A 20863-nucleotide genomic window follows, 5' to 3' on the forward strand; every position below is an offset into this window, starting at 1 on the left:
CCGGCATGTGCGGGCGGCACCGAATCCAATGGCGAAAATGACGATCTCGCTTCCGGATAATCTGGCGGAATACGTCGAAAACCGTGTCGCAAGCGGCAGATACAGCAGTGCCGGCGCTTTCCTGGCGGAGCTTATTCTGAAGGATCAGCTCCATCATAAGCTTGACGACGAAGAACTGCGCCACATTCTGAGACAGGCTGAGGAAAGCGGCCCGAGCGAGCGACGCATTCCCGACATCCTGTTGGAAACGAAGGCAAAGCTGCGTGACAACCACCTATAGGCTGACCCAAACCGCCTACTCTGTGCTATCGGGCATCGACGAATATGCTAGCCTCAATTTCGGCGAGGCGCAGGCAGACGCCTATCTTCTCGACTGGGACAGGATTTTCGTGCTTCTTTCGCATGCTCCCTCCATGGGAGAAGAGTGCGACGAACTCGGCGCTGGCCTTCGCCGCCTCCTCCACATGCGTCACGTCGCCTTCTACCGGGTGACATCGGAAGGGATTGTCGTCATTGACATCATCGACGCCGACCGGCTTCCTGAACGACATCTCCAATCCAACCGACGCCCACGATCGGCCGAGCAGCATGCCTCTTGACTGCACCTCCGCCTTCTATGAGGAAAATGCCGAGACATATGCCAACCGGGCGCGCAGCCTGCCGAAGCAGCAGCTCGATGCCTTCCTCGCCGGGCTTGCGCCGGGTGCGGCAATCCTCGAACTCGGCTGCGGCGGCGGGCAGGACAGCGCCTACATGCTGTCGCAGGGCTTCGATGTGATGCCGACCGACGGCTCCGCCGAACTTGCAAGACAGGCCGAAGCGCTGATCGGCAGGCCCGTCAAGATCATGCTGTTCCAAGAACTCGATGCCGAAAGCGCCTTCGACGGCGTCTGGGCGCATGCGAGCCTTCTCCACGTCCCACGGCCGGAATTGCCTGATGTTTTCACCCGCATCCGTCGCGCGCTGAGGACCGGCGGCATCATTCACGCGAGCTTCAAGGCCGGGGACGCGGAAGGCCATGACGGCTTCGGGCGCTATTACAACTATCCCTCCACCGAATGGCTTTCGGAGCTTTTGACGAAAGGCGGCTGGCGGAACATCGCCATCGGCGAAAGCGACGGCGGCGGCTATGACGGCAAGCCGACCCGCTGGCTGACCGTCGGCGCAGAACGGTAAAGGCCGGAGCTTTCGCCCCGGCCTTAAACTATAACAGCACAAAAAGTGCTTAGTTGACCGACTTGTCGACCAGCTTGTTCTTGCCGATCCAGGGCATCATGCCGCGCAGCTTGGCGCCAACTTCTTCGATCGGGTGGCTGTCGTTCAGGCGGCGGATGCCCTTGAAGCGCGAGCCGCCGGCGCGGTATTCCTGCATCCAATCGGACGTGAACTTGCCGGTCTGGATGTCCTTGAGGACGCGCTTCATCTCGGCCTTGGTCTCGGCAGTGATGATGCGCGGACCGGAGACATATTCGCCCCACTCGGCCGTGTTGGAGATCGAGTAGTTCATGTTGGCGATGCCACCTTCATAAATCAGGTCGACGATCAGCTTCACTTCGTGCAGGCACTCGAAATAGGCCATCTCAGGCGCGTAACCGGCTTCGGTGAGCGTTTCGAAACCGGCGCGGATGAGCTCGACGAGACCGCCGCAGAGAACGACCTGTTCGCCGAAGAGGTCGGTTTCGCACTCTTCGCGGAAGTTGGTTTCGATGATGCCCGAACGGCCGCCGCCGACGCCGCAGGCGTAGGAGAGAGCGAGTTCAAGCGCATTGCCGGAAGCGTTCTGGTGAACGGCAACGAGGCAGGGAACGCCGCCGCCCTTCTGGTATTCGCCGCGAACCGTGTGGCCCGGGCCCTTCGGTGCGATCATGACGACGTCAACCGAAGCCTTCGGCTCGATGAGACCGAAGTGAACGTTGAGGCCGTGAGCGAAGGCGATGGCTGCGCCATCGCGGATGTTGCCGGCGATGTCGGCCTTGTAGATGTCGGCCTGCAGTTCGTCCGGGGTCGCCATCATCATCAGGTCCGCCCAGGCGGCAGCTTCGGCAACCGTCATGACCTTGAAGCCATCGGCTTCGGCCTTCTTGACGGTCGGCGAACCGGCCTTGAGTGCGATGACGACGTTCTGGGCGCCGCTGTCCTTGAGGTTCAGCGCATGGGCACGGCCCTGCGAACCATAGCCGATGACGGCGACCTTCTTGGCCTTGATGAGGTTGAGATCGGCATCACGATCGTAATAGACGCGCATTTGAAGTTCCTTCCCTTTGCTTGTCTTGTTGACTGTCATTAAAGCGGAATCAGCCGAGAACCGGCATCTCCGCCAGAACCTTGTCCGTGCCATAGAGCCTGAGGAAGGCGGTGACTGCCCTCTCCGCCTGGCGTGCGGTATCCTTGAGGCCTGGTTCGCCGAGCAGCATGCGCACATGCAGGTCGGAGACAACAAGGCCGTAAAGCGTGTGATAAGCCTCGTCGGCATCGGCAAAACGCAGGAGCCCTGCCCTTTTGCCGGCATCGATCAGCGCCATGGCGCGCCGGTCGATCTGGCGACGGCCGCGCTCGAGCAGCAGCCTGCCGAGTTTCGAGCCGTCGCGGTTCGACTGGCCGATCGCCAGCCGGTTCAGCGCCAGCGAGACGTCGCCAGCGAGCACCTCCAGCAGGTCACGCGCAAAAATGACCACATGGTCGTGCAGGCTTGCCGCCGTCAGCCGCTCGCCGTTGCGCTCGAAGGTACGCACCTTGCTCGCCTGATAGGCTATCATCGCCGACAGCAGCCCGTCGCGATCGCCGAACCACTTGTAGAGGCTCTCCTTCGAGCAATTGGCGGCTCGCGCCACACCCGAGGTCGTCAGCGCCTTCTCGCCGCCATCGACGAGCAACTGCAGCGCCTGCTCCAGAACGGCGTTCTGGCGCGGCGAAAATTCGCTCGGCTCTGCGGTATCGACGGACACGGTCATGGCTCCCATATACGTACCGTACGGTACGGTTCGTGAGGTTTATGCGATAAACCGATCAGGTCGTCAAGAAGCCTGGATAGATTTTTTTAATACGTGAAACCGCGATGAAACACCAGAATTGGATAGGCGCGAATCCTCGGTGATCGCATAATGTCGCGCTATACCATTTGGCCGGAGGCTTCGATGTCACGCCTTTCTGCAGCCCTTCTCCTGCTCGGAGCAATCCTCCTTGGCGGCTCAAGCGCTCTCGCGCAGTCCGACAGCGACGTCTATAATCGCATCGAGGAACTGCACGGCGATGCCGCAGGCTTCTACAGGCCGCTGCGCCAACTCGTTCGAGCGATGCGCTCGAGCGAAGCCGAGACCATCGCCGGCCTTGCCGAATACCCGCTGACGGTCAAGGCCAATGGTGAGACCTACGACGTCGAGAACGCCGAGGATTTCATCGACAATTTCGATGATCTCGTGACGCCGGAAACGCGCCGCGCCGTCGGACGCCAGCAATACGAGGATCTCTTCGTCAACAGCGACGGCGTCATGCTGGCCGGCGGCGCCGTCTGGATGGGCGCGATCTGCGAGGACAACGCCTGCGGGGCGAGCCATTGGGCGATCATCGCGATCAACAACTGATATTTGTCGAGGGGAAAAGGCAATGAGATACCGGATAGCCGCCGCGGTCATGATCGCAGCTCTTGTCGTCGCAGCCAATGCGCGGGCCGCCGAAACGCGCTGCGGCTGGATCGAGAATCCGACGCCCGCCAACTGGTGGCTGGAGGACGCGGAGAACACCTGGACGATCATGACCCAGGGCGACGATGCCGGCGAGGTCGAAGGCATGGAGCTGATCTCCGACATCTCCGAACGTGAATATGTCAGAACCACGGCAATTACGGCTATGCCTGCGCCTGCATGAGTGTGGAAACCGATGGCAGGGACCTCATCACCCGCATCCTCTCCTTCCGCCAGCTAAAGCTCGCCAAATGCCGTGCCGACAAGGCGCTGAAATTCCCCGGCCGACCAACCCATCGCCCGAATACTGGATGGCGGCCGCGATCACGATCCAATCGTCCAGAGGCGGTTGATACGCGAAGAGCCGCAGCCTAAGACGCAGTGGCGCAACCGGCGGGGATCGAGAGAGGCTCTACCGGCATCGCCTTATCGATCGCGTAAAGCTTTGCGAAACCCGCATCTTCGACCAGCGTCAGGCCCGCCGGCATCAAGGTGCCGACATAGCGGTCGGGGATATCGGCATTGGCGACGAGGACGAAATCGAAACGCCTGCGCCAATCCGACAGATAAGGGGAAAAGTTTCTATATTCCTGCATCATTGCCGGGCATGAAAGCACGCCGATCGACAGCAGATTGCCCTCGGGAACCGCGATCTCAGACCATGGCGGCAGAACGGATAACGGCTGCTTGCCTTTTGCAGTGAAGAGCGTCGGCACGAAAGCATGCGACAAGGGCACGGCAAGCGTCGGCAGGTGCCGGAAAGTATCCAACCCCCAGGCAAAATGCCGGTTGGAGTGGGCAAGACCGCTCACTGTCTCGGGTTCATGGCCCAGAGGCAGCACGGCTGCACCGGCCGGCGCTTTTTTAAGCACAGTCTCGATGGCGGCAACATCCTTCTGTGCCAGCCACCAGTTCCAGCCGACCCAGCCGGTGCGGCCGAAGACTGCGAGATTGATGATGAGCGCCAGCAACAGCGCTTGCCGGCGCGTGAGATTGGCGAAGGGGCACACCATAGCCATGGCGACGAGCGCTGTCATGATCGGAAAGCGCCAACTGATCCATCCGGTGCCGAGCATGTGGCGAGGCGAAACACAGGAGAGCAGCAGCAGGCCGCAGGCGGCGACGGCAAGCCCCGCATGCATGCGGATATCGCCCGCGCGGACGGCACGCGTGCAGATGAGGATCAGCGGCAGAACCAGCACGACATCCACCACCGGAACATAGGTCGTAATGGCGGAGAGCAGATTAAGGACGATCAGGACGATGCCGTCGTTCCAGGCAAGGCCGAGGCCTTTGCCGCCGGCGTTGGGCAAAGCCGCAGTATGGAGATAGAGCGCGAGCGGCGGCAGGACGCAGGTGCCGAGCGCCAGCGCCAACCGGCCGCCGAGCCTCATGAGACCCGCCTTCGATCGCACGATATCGATGCGCCAGGAAAATTCGAGGCCGCAGACGATCGCCATATAGAAGCCAAGCGCGAAGAGATGCATCACCGTCAGCAACAGCGCGGCGGCGAGCCGCCAGGCAAAAACCAGGGCGGGATTTCTGCGCTGCAGCCGCAGATCGACGCAGGCGAAGAACAAGGCCATGCCGAGGCCGATCTGGAAGTTGATGAAGCCGCCGAACATGGTGGCGCACCAGCCGAGCGACAGCATGGCGGTCTGCCAATGGTGCCGGCCGCCGAAAAGCGCGCGATGCAGGCCGATTGCCCCAAGCGGCGGCAGCACGATCGCCAGGAAAAGCAAAGCCCGCGCAAGCCTGTCGGCGCCGACAAGCGGCCCCAGCCAGGTGGCCAGAACGTCGATCCCGACATTGGTGAAGGTGCGGTTCCAATCGACGGCATAGATCTCTGGAAACGGCTGCTCGCCGATCCCGCCGGAAAGGAGCCAGATACGGGCGTAGTGATTGGCGTAATCGAGAACCGGCGGAAAGGGAAACAGGAGGACCAAAGCCGCGGCAAGTCCGACGAATGCGACGATCGCAAGGGTGGAATCCTGCCTGGCGATCAATTCCTCGGGCCCGGCTGCGGCCACAGCAGGCGCGGCAATCCGGTCCATTATCCGATCCGGCTGTTCTTTTGCGAGCGCGGCGGCTCTTCGGACGCAAAGGCCGCATCCAGCGCGGCGCGCTTGTCGCTGGCGCTCATCTCCGAAAAAGCGATCGACAAATCTGCGTGTTCACTGCCGCGCACGATCGTCTCGACCATGAACATCGGCCGCTTCTTGCTCTCTTGTACCAGACGGCCGAGATACTCGCCGATGATGCCGATGCAGATCAGCTGGATAGCGCTGAAGGCGCTGACCGCGGCCATGATCGACGACCAGCCGGTCACCGTCTCGCCCTGCAGCCAGCGAATGAAGGTGTAGACGAGCAACGCGATCGCGACGCCGGCGCTCATCATGCCAAGCCAAGTGCTGATGCGCAGCGGCGTCGTCGAAAAGCTGGTGATCGCATCGAGAGCGAAATTGATCATCTTTCGCAGAGGATATTTCGTCGTGCCGGCAAAACGGGCGTCACGCTCGTAGGGGAGAGCCACCTGCCTGCCGCCAATCCAACTGACCATGCCGCGGATGAAGCGATCGCGCTCCGGCATCGCCAACAGGATATCGACGACACGCCGGCGCATCAGCCGGAAATCACCGGTATCGCGCGGAATGGTCACGGAAGCGAGCTTGGACAAAGCGCGATAGAAAAGCGAAGCGGAGGCCAGCTTGAACCAGCTTTCGCCCTGGCGGCGCGTGCGCTGGCCGTAAACGACGTCGGCGCCGCGCTCCATGATCGGCATCATCATCAAAAGCAGCTCTGGCGGATCCTGAAGATCGGCATCGATCAAAAGCACGCGCTCGCCCCGCGAGGCGGAAAGACCCGCCGTCGACGCCAACTGGTGACCGTGATTGCGCAAAAGACGCACACCAAGCACCTGCGGCACATCAGCCGCCAGATCCGAAATGATCTCCCAGGTACCGTCGGACGAGCCGTCATCGATGAGAATGAGCTCGAAGGCATCGCCGGCAACGCTCTGAGCAGCCGCGGCAGCGCGGCGGCAGAACTCGCGCAGCCCTTCTTCCTCGTTGTGACAAGGCGCGACGATGGAAAGAAATGGAAGTTGCGCCATGCTGACGTCGGTGCCTGCTTGATATTTGGCGCCAGACTAACGACGAAAGGTCAAACATCCTTTAACGATTGTCGTCGCTTTCCTTTTCGCCGATCGGACGACAACACTCCACAATACATGTCCTTAGACGCGCAGCTGACTATTCCGCCGCCATCACCTCGCGCGCGCCGTCGATATCCCGAGCCGGCGAGGCGCCGTAGAGGCGGCTGTATTCGCGGCTGAATTGCGACGGGCTTTGATAACCGACGCGGTGACCGGCCGTGCCCGCATCGAGCCGCTCCACGAGCATCAGACGGCGCGCCTCGTGCAGGCGAAGCTGCTTCTGATACTGCACCGGCGTCATCGCCGTGACCGACTTGAAGTGATGATGGAAGGAGGACACGCTCATGCTGACGCGGTCGGCAAGGTCTTCGATGCGCAATGGCCGCGCGAAATTCTCCTTCAGCCATGCGACGGCGCGCGCGACCCTGTTGCTGTGGCTGTCTGCAGTGGCGATGTTGATCAGCCGCGCGCCATCCGGCCCGGTCAGCACCCGGTAGAGAATTTCCTGCTCGATCAGCGGCGCCATTGCAGGAATATCGCCTGGACGATCGAGCAAGCGCAGCAGGCGAATGGCAGCATCCAGGAGCTCCGGCGGAGCGACGTTCACCGCCATCCCGCGCTGCCCGTCGGTATGGGCGGCCGGGCTCGGAATATCGATGCGGCTGAGCAACTCCAGCAGCTTTTCCGAGTCGATTGCCAGCCCCAGGCAGAGATGAGGAACCTCAGGGCTCGCCTCCGTGACGCGCCAGGCGACAGGCAGGTCGAGCGAGGTCAGCAGGTAGTCCCCGGTCCCGTAGCTGATAAGTTCCGTGCCGAGGCGCAGGCTCTTGGCTCCCTGCAGCACAAAGGCAAAACAGGGCCGGTAGCTGCTGTGCAGCGGATCGCTGGGCTTGGACCGACGGCTGATGTGAAGATTGCCGATATCAGTCGCGAACTCGCCGTCACCAGCCGCGAAGCGCATCGCGATATCGACAATCTCCTGATAGGGGCTGAAGGGCAAGGTCATGCGGCAACTCTTTCTGTCAACTGTCTGACGCCAGCGATACCGCTCTTATCTAGAGTGCCTTGGCCATTTCGCAAACAGGCCGGCGCCTCACTTTTGCAGGATCGTGCAAAAAGCTGAGAGGATCGCTCTAACCCTCTGACGCAGTTCCGGGCAATAGTCCACCATCTCTTTCAACCCCCACCACAATCCAAAAGGATGGTTCCCATGCCCATTGCAAGAGGCTACGCCGCGACCGACGCTTCCAAGCCGCTGACCCCTTTCACCTTCGAACGCCGCAACCCGAACCCCGATGACGTCGTTATCGACATCAAGTTTGCCGGCATCTGCCATTCGGACATCCACACTGTCCGCAACGAATGGAAGAACGCCGTCTATCCGATCGTGCCGGGCCATGAGATCGCCGGCATCGTCTCGGCTGTCGGTTCCGATGTGACCAAATTCAAGGTCGGCGATCGCGTCGGCGTCGGCTGCTTCGTCGATTCCTGCATCGGCTGCGCCGAGCGCGACCTCGATCGCGAACAGTATATGCCGGGGCTCGCCGGTACCTACAACGACTTCGAAGCCGACCGCAAGACACGGACCCAGGGCGGCTATTCCGACTCGATCGTCGTCAGGGAAGGCTATGTCATGTCCATTCCGGACAATCTGCCACTCGATGCCTCGGCGCCGCTGCTCTGCGCCGGCATCACGCTCTACTCGCCGCTGCGCCACTGGAATGCCGGCCCCGGCAAGAAGGTCGCGATCGTCGGCATGGGCGGCCTCGGCCACATGGGCGTCAAGCTCGGCGCCGCCATGGGCGCCGATATAACCGTTCTCTCCCAGAGCCTTTCCAAGAAGGAAGATGGGCTAAAGCTCGGCGCCAAGGAATATTACGCCACCAATGACCCGGAAACCTTCACGAAGCTCGCCGGCACTTTCGACCTGATCATCTGCACCGTCAGCGCCGAGATCGACTGGAACGCCTATCTCGGCCTCCTGAAGGTGGATGGTTCCTTCGTGGTGGTCGGCGCGCCGGAAAACCCGATCCCCGTGCATGCCTTCTCGATCATCCCCGGCCGCAAGAGCATATCCGGCTCGATGATCGGCTCGATCAAAGAAACCCAGGAAATGCTCGACTTCTGCGGCAAGCACAACATTGTCTCCGAGATCGAGAAGATCAACATCCAGCAGGTCAACGAAGCCTATGAACGCGTCCTGAAAAGCGACGTCCGCTACCGCTTCGTCATCGATATCGCCTCGCTGGCGGCTTAAGAAAACGAGAGGCGGCCCCTTTGGGAGCCGCCTTTTTTCCGGCCGAGATCGATAATCGCCGCGCTCCTGACTCAGGATTTCACGACCTACCTTCGACATGTCGATGCAGGCTGAGCAGATATTCGGCACCCTTGAACGGATCGTGGCCTGAGCGCTGGCGCGAGCGCGGCGGACCGGCCATCGGGGCATAGTGATCGAAAGAGGTTTCCATGGTCCCCGTCCCGCTCGTCAGACCCGGCAATTGCTGCTGGACGCTCTGGATCATTGAGGACGCCATAGTGCCTTCCAGCCTGGCCATACCGTCGGCGATCACGGAATCCGTCATCGTCGCGGCACATTTTGCAAGCAGGGTCAGCAAGCCGTTCAAGCTCTCCGCCGGCGCTTCGAGATAAAAGCGATCAATCGGCTCGCATAGGATGGTCTGCGCGGCCAATAACGCATCTGCCAGCACCCATGGTGTCAGTTGCCGGAAATCGGCGGCGGTGCTTGCGGGCGAGCTATGCCGGGCTGCCGTCATCGCCACGTGGCAATCGATAACCTGCCAGCCGAAAATCCCCTGCTTCAGCGTTTCGAACACGGTCTCCTCGACCGCTCGATAGAAGGCTACGGGCATCTGGCCGACATCCACTTCGAGCGCAAAGCTGTTGCCCACCCCGGGAGGGCGCGGCTCGACGCGCAGACCGACGGTGGCGAGAAAGGGATTGGGCTCCTTGAAGATGACCTGCAGGCCCGCCCCGGTTCCCACAGGCCTTTCCACCGAGATGACTGTGCTTTCCTCAAACCTTACCCCGAGACCGAAATCCGTCAACAGGGTCGATTGGATAACCTCCTTCTGCACCTCGCCGTAGAGCGACACGAAGACTTCATCCGCCTCCTCGTTCCGGCGCAGATTGATCAAGGGATCCTGTTCGGCCATCTGGTTCAGCGCCAGCCAGAGCGCCGCCTTGTCGGAGGGACTTCGAGCAAGGACGCGGGTTTCGAGGCTGGGCGGAGCAAACTGCGGCCGCGCGCCCGCGAGCAGGTCAGTGCCAACCGCATCCCCGATCCGGGCGCCGGCAAGACCGCTTACGCGCGCGATCTGCCCGGCGCGGAAGCTCGCCGCGCCATGAACCTGGCCTGCGTCGAAAAGATGGATCGCGGTCACCCTATCCGGGCCTTTGGGCAAATCCAGATATTGTCGAAGCCGGATCGTGCCTGACGTCAGATACATATAGACCAGTTTTTCGCCGCCCCACCCGCGTTCGATCTTGAAGATTTTTCCGGCAATCGGCCCGTCCGGATCGAGGCCTCGGTCGGGCAATATCGTCGCAATGGCCGATGTCAGGGCAGACAGGCCGACGCCGATCGTTGCGGCGCCTGCGAAAACAGGATGCACCAGACCCCTGGCGACCTGATCGGCCAGGCAGCATCCAAGCCTTTCCGCGGTCAGGCGATCGGCTGCCAGGACATAATCGCTGAAGACCGCCTCGTCATTCTCCGCGAGTGCTTCGCTGAGCGGCGTGAAAAGCGGCTCGCATCCGGGAACCAACGCCTCCACCCTGGCAAGCCTGCTGCCGGTATCGACGACGGAAGACATGGCGATGGGGCGAACCGGCAATTGGGCGGCAAGGGCCTTCAGCACGTCCTCATATCGGGCGCCGAGACGATCGACCTTGTTGACGAAGAAGATGAAGGGAACGCCAAGTCGCCGCAGCGCCCGCACCAGCACCCGTGTCTGGGCCTGCACGCCTTCGACCGCCGAAACGACGACGATCGCGGCATCCAGCAATCCGAGCACCCGCTCGACCTCGGCGATGAAATCCGGGTGACCGGGTGTGTCGATGAGATTGACGATCCTGTCGCCGATCGTGAACGACACCACCGCGGCTCTGATCGTGATGCCGCGTTGCCGTTCGAGCTCGAGAGTGTCCGTCTGTGTATTGCCGGTATCGACGCTGCCAAGCTTGTCGATGACGCCGGCGTCAAAAAGCAGTCTTTCGGTAAGGCTAGTCTTGCCTGCATCCACATGGGCGAGGATGCCCAGATTCAAAGTGCGCATGAACCACCAACTTCTCAGAATTTCGAATGTGATTTTCGTGAGAAGTGAATCGGCGCATTGGAACCTCTACTCGCTGTAGCTACGGCTGGATGCGTAACCCCCGGTGGTATCCGGAAGACGCCGGGCAAACCCTAAGGGCGGATCCGAAGATATGTCAAGTTTGGCTATATCGCTGCTTCGAGGCTTAGCCTCTGGTGGACCGGGAAGAGCCTAGCCCTCCTCCCGCATCGTCTCCCGCTGGGTGATCAGCCGGGCGCTGTGCTGGCCGCTCAGATAGATCCACAGCCAGCTCCAGGCGACGGAGAAGCGCGAGCGGGTGCCGATCAGGAAGTAGATATGGGCAAGACCCCAGATCCACCAGGCGATCCAGCCCTTTAGCTTGATCGGGCCGAAATCGATGATCGCCGCACTCTTGCCGATCGTCGCCAGGCTGCCCTGATGCCAGTAACGGAAAGGCGTCGGCGCGGGTTTGCCGGATATGCGGGCGCGAATGACCTTGGCGACGTAACCGCCCTGCTGCTTGGCGGCAGGCGCTATGCCCGGCACCGGCTTGCCATCCTCGCGCATGACGGAGGCGGTATCGCCGACGACGAAGACGTCGGGCAGACCCGGCGCGCTCAGATCTTTCTCGACCACGACGCGCCCTGCCCGGTCGGCGGCAACGCCGAGCCACCGCGCCGCCGGCGAGGCGGTGACGCCGGCTGCCCAGACGATCGTCCGGCTGGCAACGAAAGTGTCGCCGATCTTCACGCCGTCGGCGTTGCATTCGGTCACCGGCTTGCCGAGATGAATCTCGACCCCGAGTTTCTCCAGCGCCTTCTGAGCATAGGCCGAAAGCTCTTCGGCGAAGGTCGGCAGCACCCGCGGCCCAGCCTCGACCAGCACGACACGGGTCTTGCGCGTATCGATGTTGCGGAATTCCTTGGGCAGCGTGAAATGCGCAAGCTCGGCAATGATGCCGGCCAGCTCGACACCGGTTGGCCCGGCCCCGACGATGGTGAAGGTCAAAAGCGCATCGCGCACGGCAGGATCGCTCTCCATCTCCGCCTTCTCGAAGGCAAGCAGCACCCGCCGGCGGATCGTCGTCGCATCCTCCAGCGTCTTCAGGCCGGGCGCCACTGGCTCCCATTCGTCATGGCCGAAATAGGCATGCGTCGCCCCGGTCGCCAGCACCAGCGTATCGTAACCAAGAGTCATGCCGTTGCGTAAGGAAACCGTCTTCGCACCGCTGTCGACGCCGGTGACCTCGGCGAGCAGCACCGTCACGTCAGGCCGGTCGGCATAGAGGCGGCGGATCGGCCAGGCGATCTCTGAGGTGGAGAGAATGGTGGTCGCCACCTGATAGAGCAGCGGCTGGAAGAGATGGTGATTGCGCCGGTCGACCAGCGTGATCTTGACGCCGGCACCCTTCAACCCATTGACGAGCTGCAGCCCGCCGAAACCGCCGCCGACAACGACGACATGATGATCGCTCATGACCTACCCCTTCGCGCCATTTCGCTCAAAGCCAATGTGGCCTTCGCCGCGAAGGTTGCAACCGCCGTTTCGGCATAGCTCCCCTGCATCCCGGTCGGTGGAGCTGACTCAATCGGCATACCCGACGGGAATTGCCGTGCCGCCCTTCAGAAGCTCCATCGAGATCGAGGCCGAGACGTCGAAGAGCTCGATCTTCCGCACGATCTGCTTGTAGATCACATCGTAATGTTCGACGCGCGGCAGCACGATCTTCAAGATGTAGTCGTGATTGCCGGTCAGCCGGTGCGCTTCGACGATCTCGGGAATGTCACTGATGATCCGGCGGAAGGTCTCCGTCCATTCGTCGGAATGGTGCGCCGTCTTGACCAGGGCGAAAACTGTCGTCGGCACGCCCATCTTTTGCCGGTCGAGCACGACGATACGCCGGGCGATGTGGCCGCTCTCCTCCAGCCGCTGGATGCGCCGCGAACAGGCCGACACCGAAAGAGCCACGCGCTCGGCAAGATCGGTCACGGATATGCCCGCATCCTTCTGCAACATGTCCAGAATGCGTCTGTCGCGATCATCAAGCATGTGTGGAACATAATCCTCTCGCCTCTTTTTTGCATGATTTCACAAAATAGCGCAAAATCCCATCACCAATCTGACACGAGAGACAAACAACGCAAACACGCCGCGCCGGGATTGCGGCATCATTTTCGAAGTTCAGAAGCATGGAGAGCATGAAGAAATGGAAACGATCGGCCTTATCGGCGGCATGAGTTTCGAAAGTTCGGCGGTCTATTACCGTGTCGTCAACGAGATGGTGCGTGACCGCAAGGGTGGCCTCGCCTCGGCCGAACTCATCCTGCATTCAGTGAATTTCGAGGAGATCGTCGCGCTTCAGAAGGCCGGCGACTGGGATATGGCCGCCCGTCGCCTCGCCGACGTGGCTCTGCGCCTGCAGATCGCCGGCGCCGGCTGCATTCTCATCTGCACCAACACCATGCATCTGATTGCCGACAAGGTCGCAGAGAAGATCTCTGTGCCACTGATCCACATCATCGACGAGACGGCGAAATCGCTGCATGCGGCCGGCCGGAAGCGCCCGCTACTGCTCGCCACTCGCTACACGATGGAGCACGGCTTCTACAGCGACCGCATGAAGAGCCTTGGTGTTGATATCATGGTGCCAGATGCTAGCGACCGCACGACCGTGCACGACATCATCTTCAACGAACTCTGCGCCGGCAAGGTGCTCGACAGCTCGCGCGACAAGCTCATGGCGGTGATTACCCGCGCCATCGACAACGGCGCCGACAGCATCATCCTCGGCTGTACCGAAATTTGCCTGGTCCTCGATCCCGACCATTTGCCGCTGCCGGGCTTCGACACCACGGCGATCCATGCGCGGGCGGCGGTCGATTTCGCGCTCGGTGCAGACGAGACCGCGGAAGAGGAAGCGGCCTGACATCACCGAATTAGTTGACTCAGTCCATTAAATGCAGGACAAGAACTCCATCTGGAGATTCTTGTCAGCTTGTTGACAAACCTCGCTCTTGACTCGGCGTCATCCTCGGCCTCGTGCCGAGGATCTGTTGCACCCGCTGCAGATGCTCGGGACAAGCCCGAGCATGACGAGAGAGTAGTTGGCCGACTTTATCAGCGGTCCGACAAGATCTCCATTTGGAGATCATCATGTCTAATCTATCGCTCATCGAAACCGCCCGCGATTTCAACCGCTTCTATACGAACCTCCTCGGCCTCCTGAACAAGGCCTATCTCGACACGCCCTTCACGCTGACCGATGCCCGCATCCTCTTCGAGATCGGCTCGCATGAGGGCATCAGCGCTGTAGCGCTTGCCCGCGACCTACAACTCGACCCGGCCTATCTCAGCCGCATCCTAAAGCGTTTTCGCGCCGAAGGGCTGATCGAAACAAGCCCCGATCCGGCAGATCTTCGCAGCCAGGTCATCATTGTCACCGATCAGGGACGAGAGACGTTCGAGGAACTCGGCCGACGCTCCAATGCGCAGATCGCCGCCCGTTTCGATCGCTTGGCGGCTGGCGAGCCGGAGGCCGCCGTCTCCGCCATGCACACGATCCGCGCGCTGCTCGACCCGGCGGCGAAGCCCCCGCCGGCCGCCATCCGCGCCCACCGCGGCGGCGATATCGGCTGGATCGTTCAGAGCCAGGGCCGCTTCTACGCAGAAGAATATGGCTGGGATCTGCGCTTCGAGGCGCTGGTCGCCGAGGTCGCCGGAAAATTCCTCGCCAATTTCGATCCGGACAAAGAATATTGGTGGATCGCCGAACGCGGCGGCATCAATGTCGGTTCGGTCCTCGTCACCAATGGCGGCGACGGCATCGCCAAGCTCCGCCTGCTCTATGTCGACAAATCAGCCCGCGGTCTCGGGCTCGGCAAATTGCTGGTCGATGAATGCATCCGCTTTTCCCGGCAGAAGGGCTACCGCGAACTCTCGCTCTGGACCAACGACATGCTGGAGACCGCCCGCGCCATCTACATCAAGGCGGGCTTCCGACTTGTCTCCGAGGAGAGACATCGCATGTTCGGTCCCGAGGCAACCGGCCAGAACTGGGTGCTTGATCTCTGAATTTGCTGCGTCGCAAAAATTCGCTTGATTTGGAAACGAACATTTCCTAATTAGGCAGCCATGAACACGGCAACCATTGAACATCAAGAAAAGACCCGCGGCCGCGGCCGGCCCCGCGAATTCGACGCGGAGGCGGCCCTCGATGCCGCCCTTCGCGTTTTTTCCGAGCGTGGTTATCATGCCGCCTCGATCAGCGAACTGACCGAAGCCATGGGCCTTGCCGCCGGCAGCGTCTACAAGGCGTTCGGGGATAAGCGCGGCATCTTCCTCGCCGCCTTCGACCGCTATCGCGCGGTCCGCCGCGGCATGCTCGATGCCGAACTCGCCAAAGCCGAGACCGGCCGTGACAAACTCCATGCGCTAATCGCCTTCTTTGCGGCCTCCTCCCACGGCGAAACCGGCAGGCGCGGCTGCCTCGTCGTCGGCAGCACCGGCGATCTCGCCCTCTTTGACAGCGAGGCGGCCGAGCGTGTTGCCGCCGCCTTCATGGCTGACGAGGCCCTGCTGGCCGATCTGATCCGCCTCGGCCAGTCCGACGGCTCGATTTCTCCAGACCTCGATAGAGCAGCCACCGCGCTTGCTCTTCTCTGCATCACCAAAGGCATGCGCGTCATCGGCAAGGTGGATCGCAGCGGCGAAGAGATGGCGGCCGTCGCCGAAGCCGCGATGAAGCTGGTGACCTGACATTAAGCCACTCTCCCGGAGCGGTAAGTCGCTGCACGGCCCGAAACAGGTGGCCGGAGGCAAGACGATTTGAGATCATTCCTTTCAATCTTTGAATACCGGAGTTTCTGATGAGCATTTCAGCCACCACGCCGGATGAGGCCATTCCCAGGGCGCTATCCCCTTGGCTAACCTTCCTTTTCGCCGCCGCCTGCGGGCTGGTGGCCGCCAATCTCTATTACGGCCAGCCGCTGGCCGGCCCGATCAGTGCCGATCTCGGCTTCACGCCTGCCGCCACCGGTCTGATCGTCACGCTGACGCAGATCGGCTACGGCCTCGGCCTGCTGCTGATTGTGCCGCTCGGCGACCTCACCGAAAACCGCCGTCTGGTGTTGATGCTGATCGCCGTCTCCGCCGTTGCGCTCATCGGCGCGGCGCTGTCATCGACGCCCACGGCCTTCCTCGTCGCCTCGCTCTCTATCGGTCTTTCATCGGTCGCAGTTCAGGTCCTGGTTCCCTTCGCTGCCAACATGGCGCCGGATGCAACGCGCGGCCAGGTCGTCGGCAACGTCATGAGCGGCCTGCTCTGCGGCATCATGCTCGCCCGCCCCTTCGCAAGCTTCGTCGCCGAGGCCTCCTCCTGGCACGTGGTCTATTACGTCACCGCAGCGCTCATGCTCGTGCTCGCCGTCATCTTGCGCATCAACCTGCCGGTTCGCCTGCCGAAAACGAAGCTGCGCTATGGCGAGTTGCTCGCCTCGATGGGCCATCTGGCGCTCACCTCGCGCGTGCTGCAGCGCCGGGCGCTCTATCAGGCCGGCATGTTCGGCGCCTTCAGCCTGTTCTGGACGACGACGCCACTGCTGCTCGCAAGCCCAACCTTCGGCCTGACGCAGAACGGCATCGCCCTCTTCGCGCTTGCCGGTGCTGCCGGCGCCGTCGCTTCGCCAATCGCCGGCCGGCTTGCCGACCGCGGCATGACAAAGATCGCCTCGACGATTGCCATGCTGCTCGGCATGGCCGCCTTCCTGATCAGCCATTTTGCCGCAGACGGCTCGCTTGCCGCCCTGCTGCTTTTGACGGCAGCGGCGATCCTTCTCGATTTCGGCGTGACCACCAATCTTGTCTGCGGCCAGCGCGCCATCTATGCGCTGAACCCGGAACACCGCAGCCGGCTCAACGGCCTCTTCATGGCGACCTTCTTTGCCGGCGGCGCGCTCGGCTCGGCGCTCGGCGGCTGGGCCTATGCGACCGGAGGCTGGACGATGACCGCGTGGATCGGCTTCTGCTTCCCGGCGCTGGCCTTCCTGCTGTTCCTAACGGAAGGACGCGGCAAGTAGAGGAGAGCGGCCTATTTGTCGGTGGAATCAAAATGCGAACGGGCGGCGCGAACGGCATCATGGTTCGCTTCCGCCCAGTTCAGAAGCTGCGACAGCGGCTTGTAGAGCGAACGCCCAAGTTCGGTCATCGAATATTCGACGCTCGGCGGCTTGGTCGGGAATACCTCGCGGTCGATATAACCATCCCTCTGCAGGTCGCGCAGCGTCTGCGTCAGCATGCGCTGCGAAATATCGGGGATCATCCGCCGCAGCTCGCCAAAGCGATAAGGCCGATCCGCCAGCACCTCCAGCAGCAGCGTCGACCATTTGCCGCCGATCTGCTGCATCATGTCCCTGACCGGGCAATTGCCGAAATCGAGGCCGGCGAGATCAATCTCGCGCCGCGCCCCCGGCACCCTGTTCTTCAGACTAACGACCGCACCGCTCATCTGCTGGTTCCCTTTTGGTAACGTAGAGCTGAAAAACTGCCTCCTTTACACTGCCTAGTCAATTCCTATTCTAGTGTTACTCTCTTTTCGAGACCACCTGCACAACACAGAAGGAAACGACGTATGAGCGAAATCATCCTGGTCACCGGCGCTGCGGGGCAGCTCGGCCAGCGTGTCATCCATCACCTCATCGAGACCTACAAGGTCGCCCCCGGCAACATCGTCGCGGCGACGCGCAGCCCGGAAAAGCTCTCCGAACTCGAAAAGAAGGGCGTCGTCACCCGCAAGGCCGATTTCGATGACGCGGCAGGCCTGGAGAAGGCTTTCGCCGGCGTCGACCGGCTGCTGATCATCAGCACCGATGCGCTGGACACTCCCGGCAAGCGCCTCGCCCAGCACAAGGGCGCCGTTGCAGCGGCCGTCAAGGCTGGCGTCAAGCACATCGCCTACACCTCGATGCCGGCGCCGGACGATTCGCTTGTCACCTTCGCGCCCGATCATCTCGGCAGCGAAAACGCCATTAAGGCAAGCGGCATCGCCCATACGATCATTCGCGACGCCTGGTATCACGACAATTACCTGCACGGCATGCCGCACAACCTGCAGGGCGGCAAATGGTACAGCGCCACGGGTGACGGCAAGATCTCGACGATCTCGCGTGACGACTGCGCGCTGGCGATCGCCGCAGCCCTTGCCTCCGGCACCTCCGACAGCGCCACCTATACGCTGACCGGCGCGCAATCGCTGAACAACCGGCAGATCGCCGCCATCGTTTCCGATGTCGCCGGCAAGCCGCTCGAGGTGATCGACGTCAACGATGAGCAGCTCGGCCAAGGCATGCGCGGCGCCGGCCTCCCCGGCTTCGTCGCCGATATGCTGGTTTCAGCCGACGCCAACATCCGCGCCGGCAAGTTCGACATCGTCACCGAAGACTTCACCAAACTGACCGGCAAACAGCCTCAGCCGCTGAAGGAGTTCTTCGTGGAGCACAAGACTGCGCTGACGGCTTCAGGCAATGCCGGAGGCCATTGAGCTTTCCGCTCATCTCTGCGCTCGCCACAGGGATGAGCGACCGGACTTTGAATGAAAAGGTCTCGTTACTGCAAATGAGTCACTCACGGCGCCGACGCGCCGTGGCTGGATTCCTGTGCCTGTCACAGGAATCCAGCGCGCCCAAGTCCTTGGGCGCACGGGACTCTTCCTTCGCAACGCATTTCTCGCCTTCCCCTCTCAAACCGCCTGCCCGCAAGCCCTAGCGCAAGAGGCCAGAGGGTAGCCCCCTCAGAATTGCGAGACGAAACGAGGCGGTTTTTCCCTGAGGTCAAGGCCGTATTCGAGCTCGGCCCGCATCCAGAGAACACCGCTTTCATAGGGATCGTCGGACATTGTCTCTGTTTGCGCGTCAGCGGTAATGCTGTCACGCCAGTTCTTGACGCACGTGACATTCTCGCGCTTCCGCTCATTCCGGTCGATCGCACACCATTCTCGTCGTTCGTCGAACGGAACCCATGCGAGACCATCCCGGAAACACGCGATGGCCCGATATTTCGGCTCGACGACGATGTTCCCCGCGGCATCCGCGATGCCCCAAAGCAAGGTTCCGTTCGAATTCCTGGAGACGCGCTGTCCGCCGTCCGGTTCGCAACGCAACTTTGATTGCCGATCCTCCAGGCGGCGCGGCTCGGAGACTTCACGTCCTGATGCGTCGATCCAAAACTTCCGCCCATCCTTCGATACCGCATAGGCGCCGGAATCGGGCTCCATCTCATCGAACTGGGGAGCGCGGGCCATCACACCGTTGCTGTCGAGAATCCCCCACTTGCCCTCAACCTTGACACCGGCATAGCCGTCGTTGAAATAAAACACGTTCTGGAACGACAGCGAATCAACGAGCAACTTGCCGTCCTGCCTGAGAAACCCCCATTTTCCTTCGTATCGAACCGGTACAGGGAATTCGCATGTCAGGTGCGTGTCGTCGAAAAGATATGAAACCGTCGGCTTTTGGTCAGCTCCGACGACCTGAATGCGGTCGTTCCTCCTGACAAATTTCACGCCCGAAGGACATGCCGCCAGCGTCTTCCCGTCCTCCGGGTCGGGCACCAGATCGCCGGACCGGTTGAGCCCAGCCCATTGGCCATCGGCCAGTACCCTTGCCACCTCACCGGAATAATCGGGCAGTCTCACATCGTCAAACAGGCGCCCGCCAAGCAACCGGCCCGCCTCGTCAAGGAGGCCCACTTTCTGGTCTTTGGCCACACGGTAAATACCGTTTCGATAGTCCCGGATCCTAATCGGCTGTGGGGCGAGAATAGTTTGACCGTCCCGGTCGATCACGCCGCAGTGGGTGGCGTCGGCCCGGTCACGTTGGCTGAACCGATCTTTGTGTCCGGCCGGCTCGCCATTACAGACGATCGCTCTTCTTCCATAGAGTTTACCGACTGTTTCGAAGCGAGGCTCGATCTTCCAGGTCCCGTCGGGAGCAAGCAATCCATATCGCTTATCTCCCGGTTGAGCGGCCCAAACGAAAGTGCCGAATTCGAATTCTTTAATGGCCAGTTCGTCCTTCAGGATCTTTCCTGAAGGCAGATCGACGAGCAGATAGGGTCGATCGTTCCTCTCAACAAAAAACAGTTCCCCAATCATGAATCGCGGGAGGCCAATAAAATCCGGCGCAACCGCTTTGCCAGGACGAACGACCGCCGCCCGGGCTCCGAACGGGATGGCGCGCGCGTAGTTCGTCGGCAGGACAAGCTTTCCCGTTCTATCGATAATTCCTGCCTTGTCACCGACCACCACTTCGGCGTGGCCTTTGCGAAATGGGCGGGCAAGGTCGAACGCAGGCGCGATCACCATCTCGCCACTCGAATTGATATAGCCGAATTTCCCCTCGGAGCGCACGGCGGCCAGCCCCTCCGAGAAAGGAAGCGCAACTTCGAACTTGCGATCGATCCGTGGTTCTAACGTCGCTCTGTCGATATAGCCGCAAAGAGCGTAGACGCCGCCGCACCTTTCCACCCATCTTTCCGGCCGGGGATCGGCGACGCCGGTCCCAACGGAGCAGAGCAAACACACCCATGCCGCCGCGACAAACATAAATTGACGCGTAACAACACTCATCCTAGCGCCCCCCGGTTGAAAGAACTAGGAGATGCTCGTGTGTTGGAAATATGGCCGGTCCGCAGGTCGGATGTCACGAACACAGGAATCTTGCGCCCTCATTCGCGGCACGAGA

20 protein-coding genes and 1 pseudogene are annotated in these 20863 nt (G+C 61.5%); 11 read left to right on the forward strand and 10 right to left on the reverse strand.

Going from position 1 to position 20863, the window contains the following annotated elements; all coding sequences use genetic code 11:
• Window positions 1–28 precede the first annotated feature (28 nt).
• The 3 genes from G9X67_RS06385 to G9X67_RS06395 are packed head-to-tail and all read left to right on the forward strand — an operon-like array spanning window position 29 to window position 1176.
• Complete coding sequence (locus G9X67_RS06385; protein ID WP_138330694.1) at window positions 29–280, forward strand: transcriptional regulator; 252 nt, start codon at window positions 29–31, stop codon at window positions 278–280.
• Window positions 264–599, forward strand: coding sequence for a type II toxin-antitoxin system RelE/ParE family toxin (locus G9X67_RS06390; RefSeq protein WP_138330595.1), 336 nt, complete (start codon window positions 264–266; stop codon window positions 597–599). Before G9X67_RS06385 ends, G9X67_RS06390 begins: the two co-directional genes overlap by 17 nt.
• Window positions 589–1176: a class I SAM-dependent methyltransferase gene (locus G9X67_RS06395; protein ID WP_138330594.1), complete on the forward strand. Its 588-nt coding sequence runs from the start codon at window positions 589–591 to the stop codon at window positions 1174–1176. The genes G9X67_RS06390 and G9X67_RS06395 overlap by 11 nt, the downstream gene beginning before the upstream one ends.
• Window positions 1177–1225: 49 nt before the next feature.
• On the opposite strand, the gene ilvC is transcribed toward G9X67_RS06395, so the two are convergent.
• Entirely contained in the window at window positions 1226–2245 is a 1020-nt protein-coding gene (gene ilvC / locus G9X67_RS06400) for a ketol-acid reductoisomerase (protein ID WP_003560822.1), read from the reverse strand.
• Window positions 2246–2294: 49 nt separating this feature from the next.
• Window positions 2295–2960 (reverse strand): TetR/AcrR family transcriptional regulator C-terminal domain-containing protein, encoded by a 666-nt coding sequence (locus G9X67_RS06405; RefSeq protein ID WP_171598384.1) that lies wholly within the window; start codon window positions 2958–2960, stop codon window positions 2295–2297.
• A gap of 141 nt (window positions 2961–3101) precedes the next feature.
• On the opposite strand from G9X67_RS06405, the gene G9X67_RS06410 reads away from it, so the two are divergent.
• Together G9X67_RS06410 and G9X67_RS06415 are read left to right on the forward strand one after the other, a co-directional pair.
• Window positions 3102–3581: a hypothetical protein gene (locus G9X67_RS06410; protein WP_171598385.1), complete on the forward strand. Its 480-nt coding sequence runs from the start codon at window positions 3102–3104 to the stop codon at window positions 3579–3581.
• A 22-nt stretch (window positions 3582–3603) separates the two neighbouring features.
• Window positions 3604–3965, forward strand: a pseudogene (locus tag G9X67_RS06415) (DUF4087 domain-containing protein); the annotation flags it as partial.
• An 86-nt stretch (window positions 3966–4051) separates the two neighbouring features.
• On the opposite strand, the gene G9X67_RS06420 reads toward G9X67_RS06415, so the two are convergent.
• From G9X67_RS06420 to G9X67_RS06430, 3 genes are all read right to left on the reverse strand, one after another.
• The gene (locus G9X67_RS06420; protein ID WP_171598386.1) at window positions 4052–5734 is read right to left on the reverse strand and encodes a hypothetical protein; all 1683 of its coding nucleotides are present in this window, start codon (window positions 5732–5734) and stop codon (window positions 4052–4054) included.
• Complete coding sequence (locus G9X67_RS06425; protein WP_171598387.1) at window positions 5734–6792, reverse strand: glycosyltransferase family 2 protein; 1059 nt, start codon at window positions 6790–6792, stop codon at window positions 5734–5736. The genes G9X67_RS06420 and G9X67_RS06425 overlap by 1 nt, the downstream gene beginning before the upstream one ends.
• 139 nt (window positions 6793–6931) lie before the next feature.
• Entirely contained in the window at window positions 6932–7840 is a 909-nt protein-coding gene (locus tag G9X67_RS06430) for an AraC family transcriptional regulator (protein ID WP_138330589.1), read from the reverse strand.
• Window positions 7841–8044: 204 nt separating this feature from the next.
• On the opposite strand from G9X67_RS06430, the gene G9X67_RS06435 reads away from it, so the two are divergent.
• Window positions 8045–9091 (forward strand): NAD(P)-dependent alcohol dehydrogenase, encoded by a 1047-nt coding sequence (locus tag G9X67_RS06435; RefSeq protein WP_138330588.1) that lies wholly within the window; start codon window positions 8045–8047, stop codon window positions 9089–9091.
• A 79-nt stretch (window positions 9092–9170) separates the two neighbouring features.
• Here the strand turns inward: G9X67_RS06435 and G9X67_RS06440 are convergent, their stop codons facing one another.
• The 3 genes from G9X67_RS06440 to G9X67_RS06450 all read right to left on the reverse strand — a co-directional run bounded on the left by G9X67_RS06440 (window position 9171) and on the right by G9X67_RS06450 (window position 13178).
• Window positions 9171–11129 (reverse strand): TetM/TetW/TetO/TetS family tetracycline resistance ribosomal protection protein, encoded by a 1959-nt coding sequence (locus G9X67_RS06440; protein WP_138330587.1) that lies wholly within the window; start codon window positions 11127–11129, stop codon window positions 9171–9173.
• A gap of 210 nt (window positions 11130–11339) precedes the next feature.
• On the reverse strand, window positions 11340–12605 hold the full coding sequence (locus G9X67_RS06445; RefSeq protein WP_138330586.1) for an NAD(P)/FAD-dependent oxidoreductase: 1266 nt from the start codon (window positions 12603–12605) through the stop codon (window positions 11340–11342).
• A gap of 108 nt (window positions 12606–12713) precedes the next feature.
• The gene (locus tag G9X67_RS06450) at window positions 12714–13178 is read right to left on the reverse strand and encodes an Lrp/AsnC family transcriptional regulator (protein ID WP_138330585.1); all 465 of its coding nucleotides are present in this window, start codon (window positions 13176–13178) and stop codon (window positions 12714–12716) included.
• 157 nt (window positions 13179–13335) lie between these two features.
• On the opposite strand from G9X67_RS06450, the gene G9X67_RS06455 reads away from it, so the two are divergent.
• The 4 genes from G9X67_RS06455 to G9X67_RS06470 all read left to right on the forward strand — a co-directional run bounded on the left by G9X67_RS06455 (window position 13336) and on the right by G9X67_RS06470 (window position 17203).
• On the forward strand, window positions 13336–14055 hold the full coding sequence (locus G9X67_RS06455; protein ID WP_138330584.1) for an aspartate/glutamate racemase family protein: 720 nt from the start codon (window positions 13336–13338) through the stop codon (window positions 14053–14055).
• 227 nt (window positions 14056–14282) lie between these two features.
• The gene (locus tag G9X67_RS06460; protein WP_171598388.1) at window positions 14283–15200 is read left to right on the forward strand and encodes a helix-turn-helix domain-containing GNAT family N-acetyltransferase; all 918 of its coding nucleotides are present in this window, start codon (window positions 14283–14285) and stop codon (window positions 15198–15200) included.
• Window positions 15201–15260: 60 nt separating this feature from the next.
• Window positions 15261–15884, forward strand: a complete 624-nt coding sequence (locus tag G9X67_RS06465; RefSeq protein ID WP_027683818.1) for a TetR/AcrR family transcriptional regulator — start codon at window positions 15261–15263, stop codon at window positions 15882–15884.
• 110 nt (window positions 15885–15994) lie between these two features.
• Window positions 15995–17203, forward strand: coding sequence for an MFS transporter (locus G9X67_RS06470; protein WP_138330582.1), 1209 nt, complete (start codon window positions 15995–15997; stop codon window positions 17201–17203).
• Between the two features lie 11 nt (window positions 17204–17214).
• Here G9X67_RS06470 and G9X67_RS06475 read toward each other — a convergent pair whose 3' ends face one another.
• Entirely contained in the window at window positions 17215–17631 is a 417-nt protein-coding gene (locus tag G9X67_RS06475) for a helix-turn-helix domain-containing protein (RefSeq protein ID WP_027683816.1), read from the reverse strand.
• A gap of 123 nt (window positions 17632–17754) precedes the next feature.
• On the opposite strand from G9X67_RS06475, the gene G9X67_RS06480 reads away from it, so the two are divergent.
• Window positions 17755–18663, forward strand: a complete 909-nt coding sequence (locus tag G9X67_RS06480) for an SDR family oxidoreductase (RefSeq protein WP_138330581.1) — start codon at window positions 17755–17757, stop codon at window positions 18661–18663.
• A gap of 249 nt (window positions 18664–18912) precedes the next feature.
• On the opposite strand, the gene G9X67_RS06485 is transcribed toward G9X67_RS06480, so the two are convergent.
• Window positions 18913–20748 carry a WG repeat-containing protein gene (locus G9X67_RS06485; protein WP_210258801.1) on the reverse strand — a complete coding sequence of 612 codons (1836 nt, stop codon included), beginning with the start codon at window positions 20746–20748 and terminating at the stop codon, window positions 18913–18915.
• Window positions 20749–20863: the final 115 nt, after the last annotated feature.

The organism is Rhizobium sp. WYCCWR 11152 (assembly GCF_013087615.1).
GTDB lineage: Bacteria > Pseudomonadota > Alphaproteobacteria > Rhizobiales > Rhizobiaceae > Rhizobium > Rhizobium indicum.

Bases quoted from the DNA above. Each gene is read 5' to 3' on its own strand.
- G9X67_RS06385 (WP_138330694.1), top strand. From the start codon at position 29: ATGGCGAAAATGACGATCTCGCTTCCGGATAATCTGGCGGAATACGTC.
- G9X67_RS06395 (WP_138330594.1), top strand. From the start codon at position 589: ATGCCTCTTGACTGCACCTCCGCCTTCTATGAGGAAAATGCCGAGACA.
- ilvC (WP_003560822.1), bottom strand. From the start codon at position 2,245: ATGCGCGTCTATTACGATCGTGATGCCGATCTCAACCTCATCAAGGCC.
- G9X67_RS06405 (WP_171598384.1), bottom strand. From the start codon at position 2,960: ATGGGAGCCATGACCGTGTCCGTCGATACCGCAGAGCCGAGCGAATTT.
- G9X67_RS06410 (WP_171598385.1), top strand. From the start codon at position 3,102: ATGTCGCGCTATACCATTTGGCCGGAGGCTTCGATGTCACGCCTTTCT.
- G9X67_RS06420 (WP_171598386.1), bottom strand. From the start codon at position 5,734: ATGGACCGGATTGCCGCGCCTGCTGTGGCCGCAGCCGGGCCCGAGGAA.
- G9X67_RS06425 (WP_171598387.1), bottom strand. From the start codon at position 6,792: ATGGCGCAACTTCCATTTCTTTCCATCGTCGCGCCTTGTCACAACGAG.
- G9X67_RS06430 (WP_138330589.1), bottom strand. From the start codon at position 7,840: ATGACCTTGCCCTTCAGCCCCTATCAGGAGATTGTCGATATCGCGATG.
- G9X67_RS06435 (WP_138330588.1), top strand. From the start codon at position 8,045: ATGCCCATTGCAAGAGGCTACGCCGCGACCGACGCTTCCAAGCCGCTG.
- G9X67_RS06440 (WP_138330587.1), bottom strand. From the start codon at position 11,129: ATGCGCACTTTGAATCTGGGCATCCTCGCCCATGTGGATGCAGGCAAG.
- G9X67_RS06445 (WP_138330586.1), bottom strand. From the start codon at position 12,605: ATGAGCGATCATCATGTCGTCGTTGTCGGCGGCGGTTTCGGCGGGCTG.
- G9X67_RS06450 (WP_138330585.1), bottom strand. From the start codon at position 13,178: ATGCTTGATGATCGCGACAGACGCATTCTGGACATGTTGCAGAAGGAT.
- G9X67_RS06455 (WP_138330584.1), top strand. From the start codon at position 13,336: ATGGAAACGATCGGCCTTATCGGCGGCATGAGTTTCGAAAGTTCGGCG.
- G9X67_RS06460 (WP_171598388.1), top strand. From the start codon at position 14,283: ATGTCTAATCTATCGCTCATCGAAACCGCCCGCGATTTCAACCGCTTC.
- G9X67_RS06465 (WP_027683818.1), top strand. From the start codon at position 15,261: ATGAACACGGCAACCATTGAACATCAAGAAAAGACCCGCGGCCGCGGC.
- G9X67_RS06470 (WP_138330582.1), top strand. From the start codon at position 15,995: ATGAGCATTTCAGCCACCACGCCGGATGAGGCCATTCCCAGGGCGCTA.
- G9X67_RS06475 (WP_027683816.1), bottom strand. From the start codon at position 17,631: ATGAGCGGTGCGGTCGTTAGTCTGAAGAACAGGGTGCCGGGGGCGCGG.
- G9X67_RS06480 (WP_138330581.1), top strand. From the start codon at position 17,755: ATGAGCGAAATCATCCTGGTCACCGGCGCTGCGGGGCAGCTCGGCCAG.
- G9X67_RS06485 (WP_210258801.1), bottom strand. From the start codon at position 20,748: ATGAGTGTTGTTACGCGTCAATTTATGTTTGTCGCGGCGGCATGGGTG.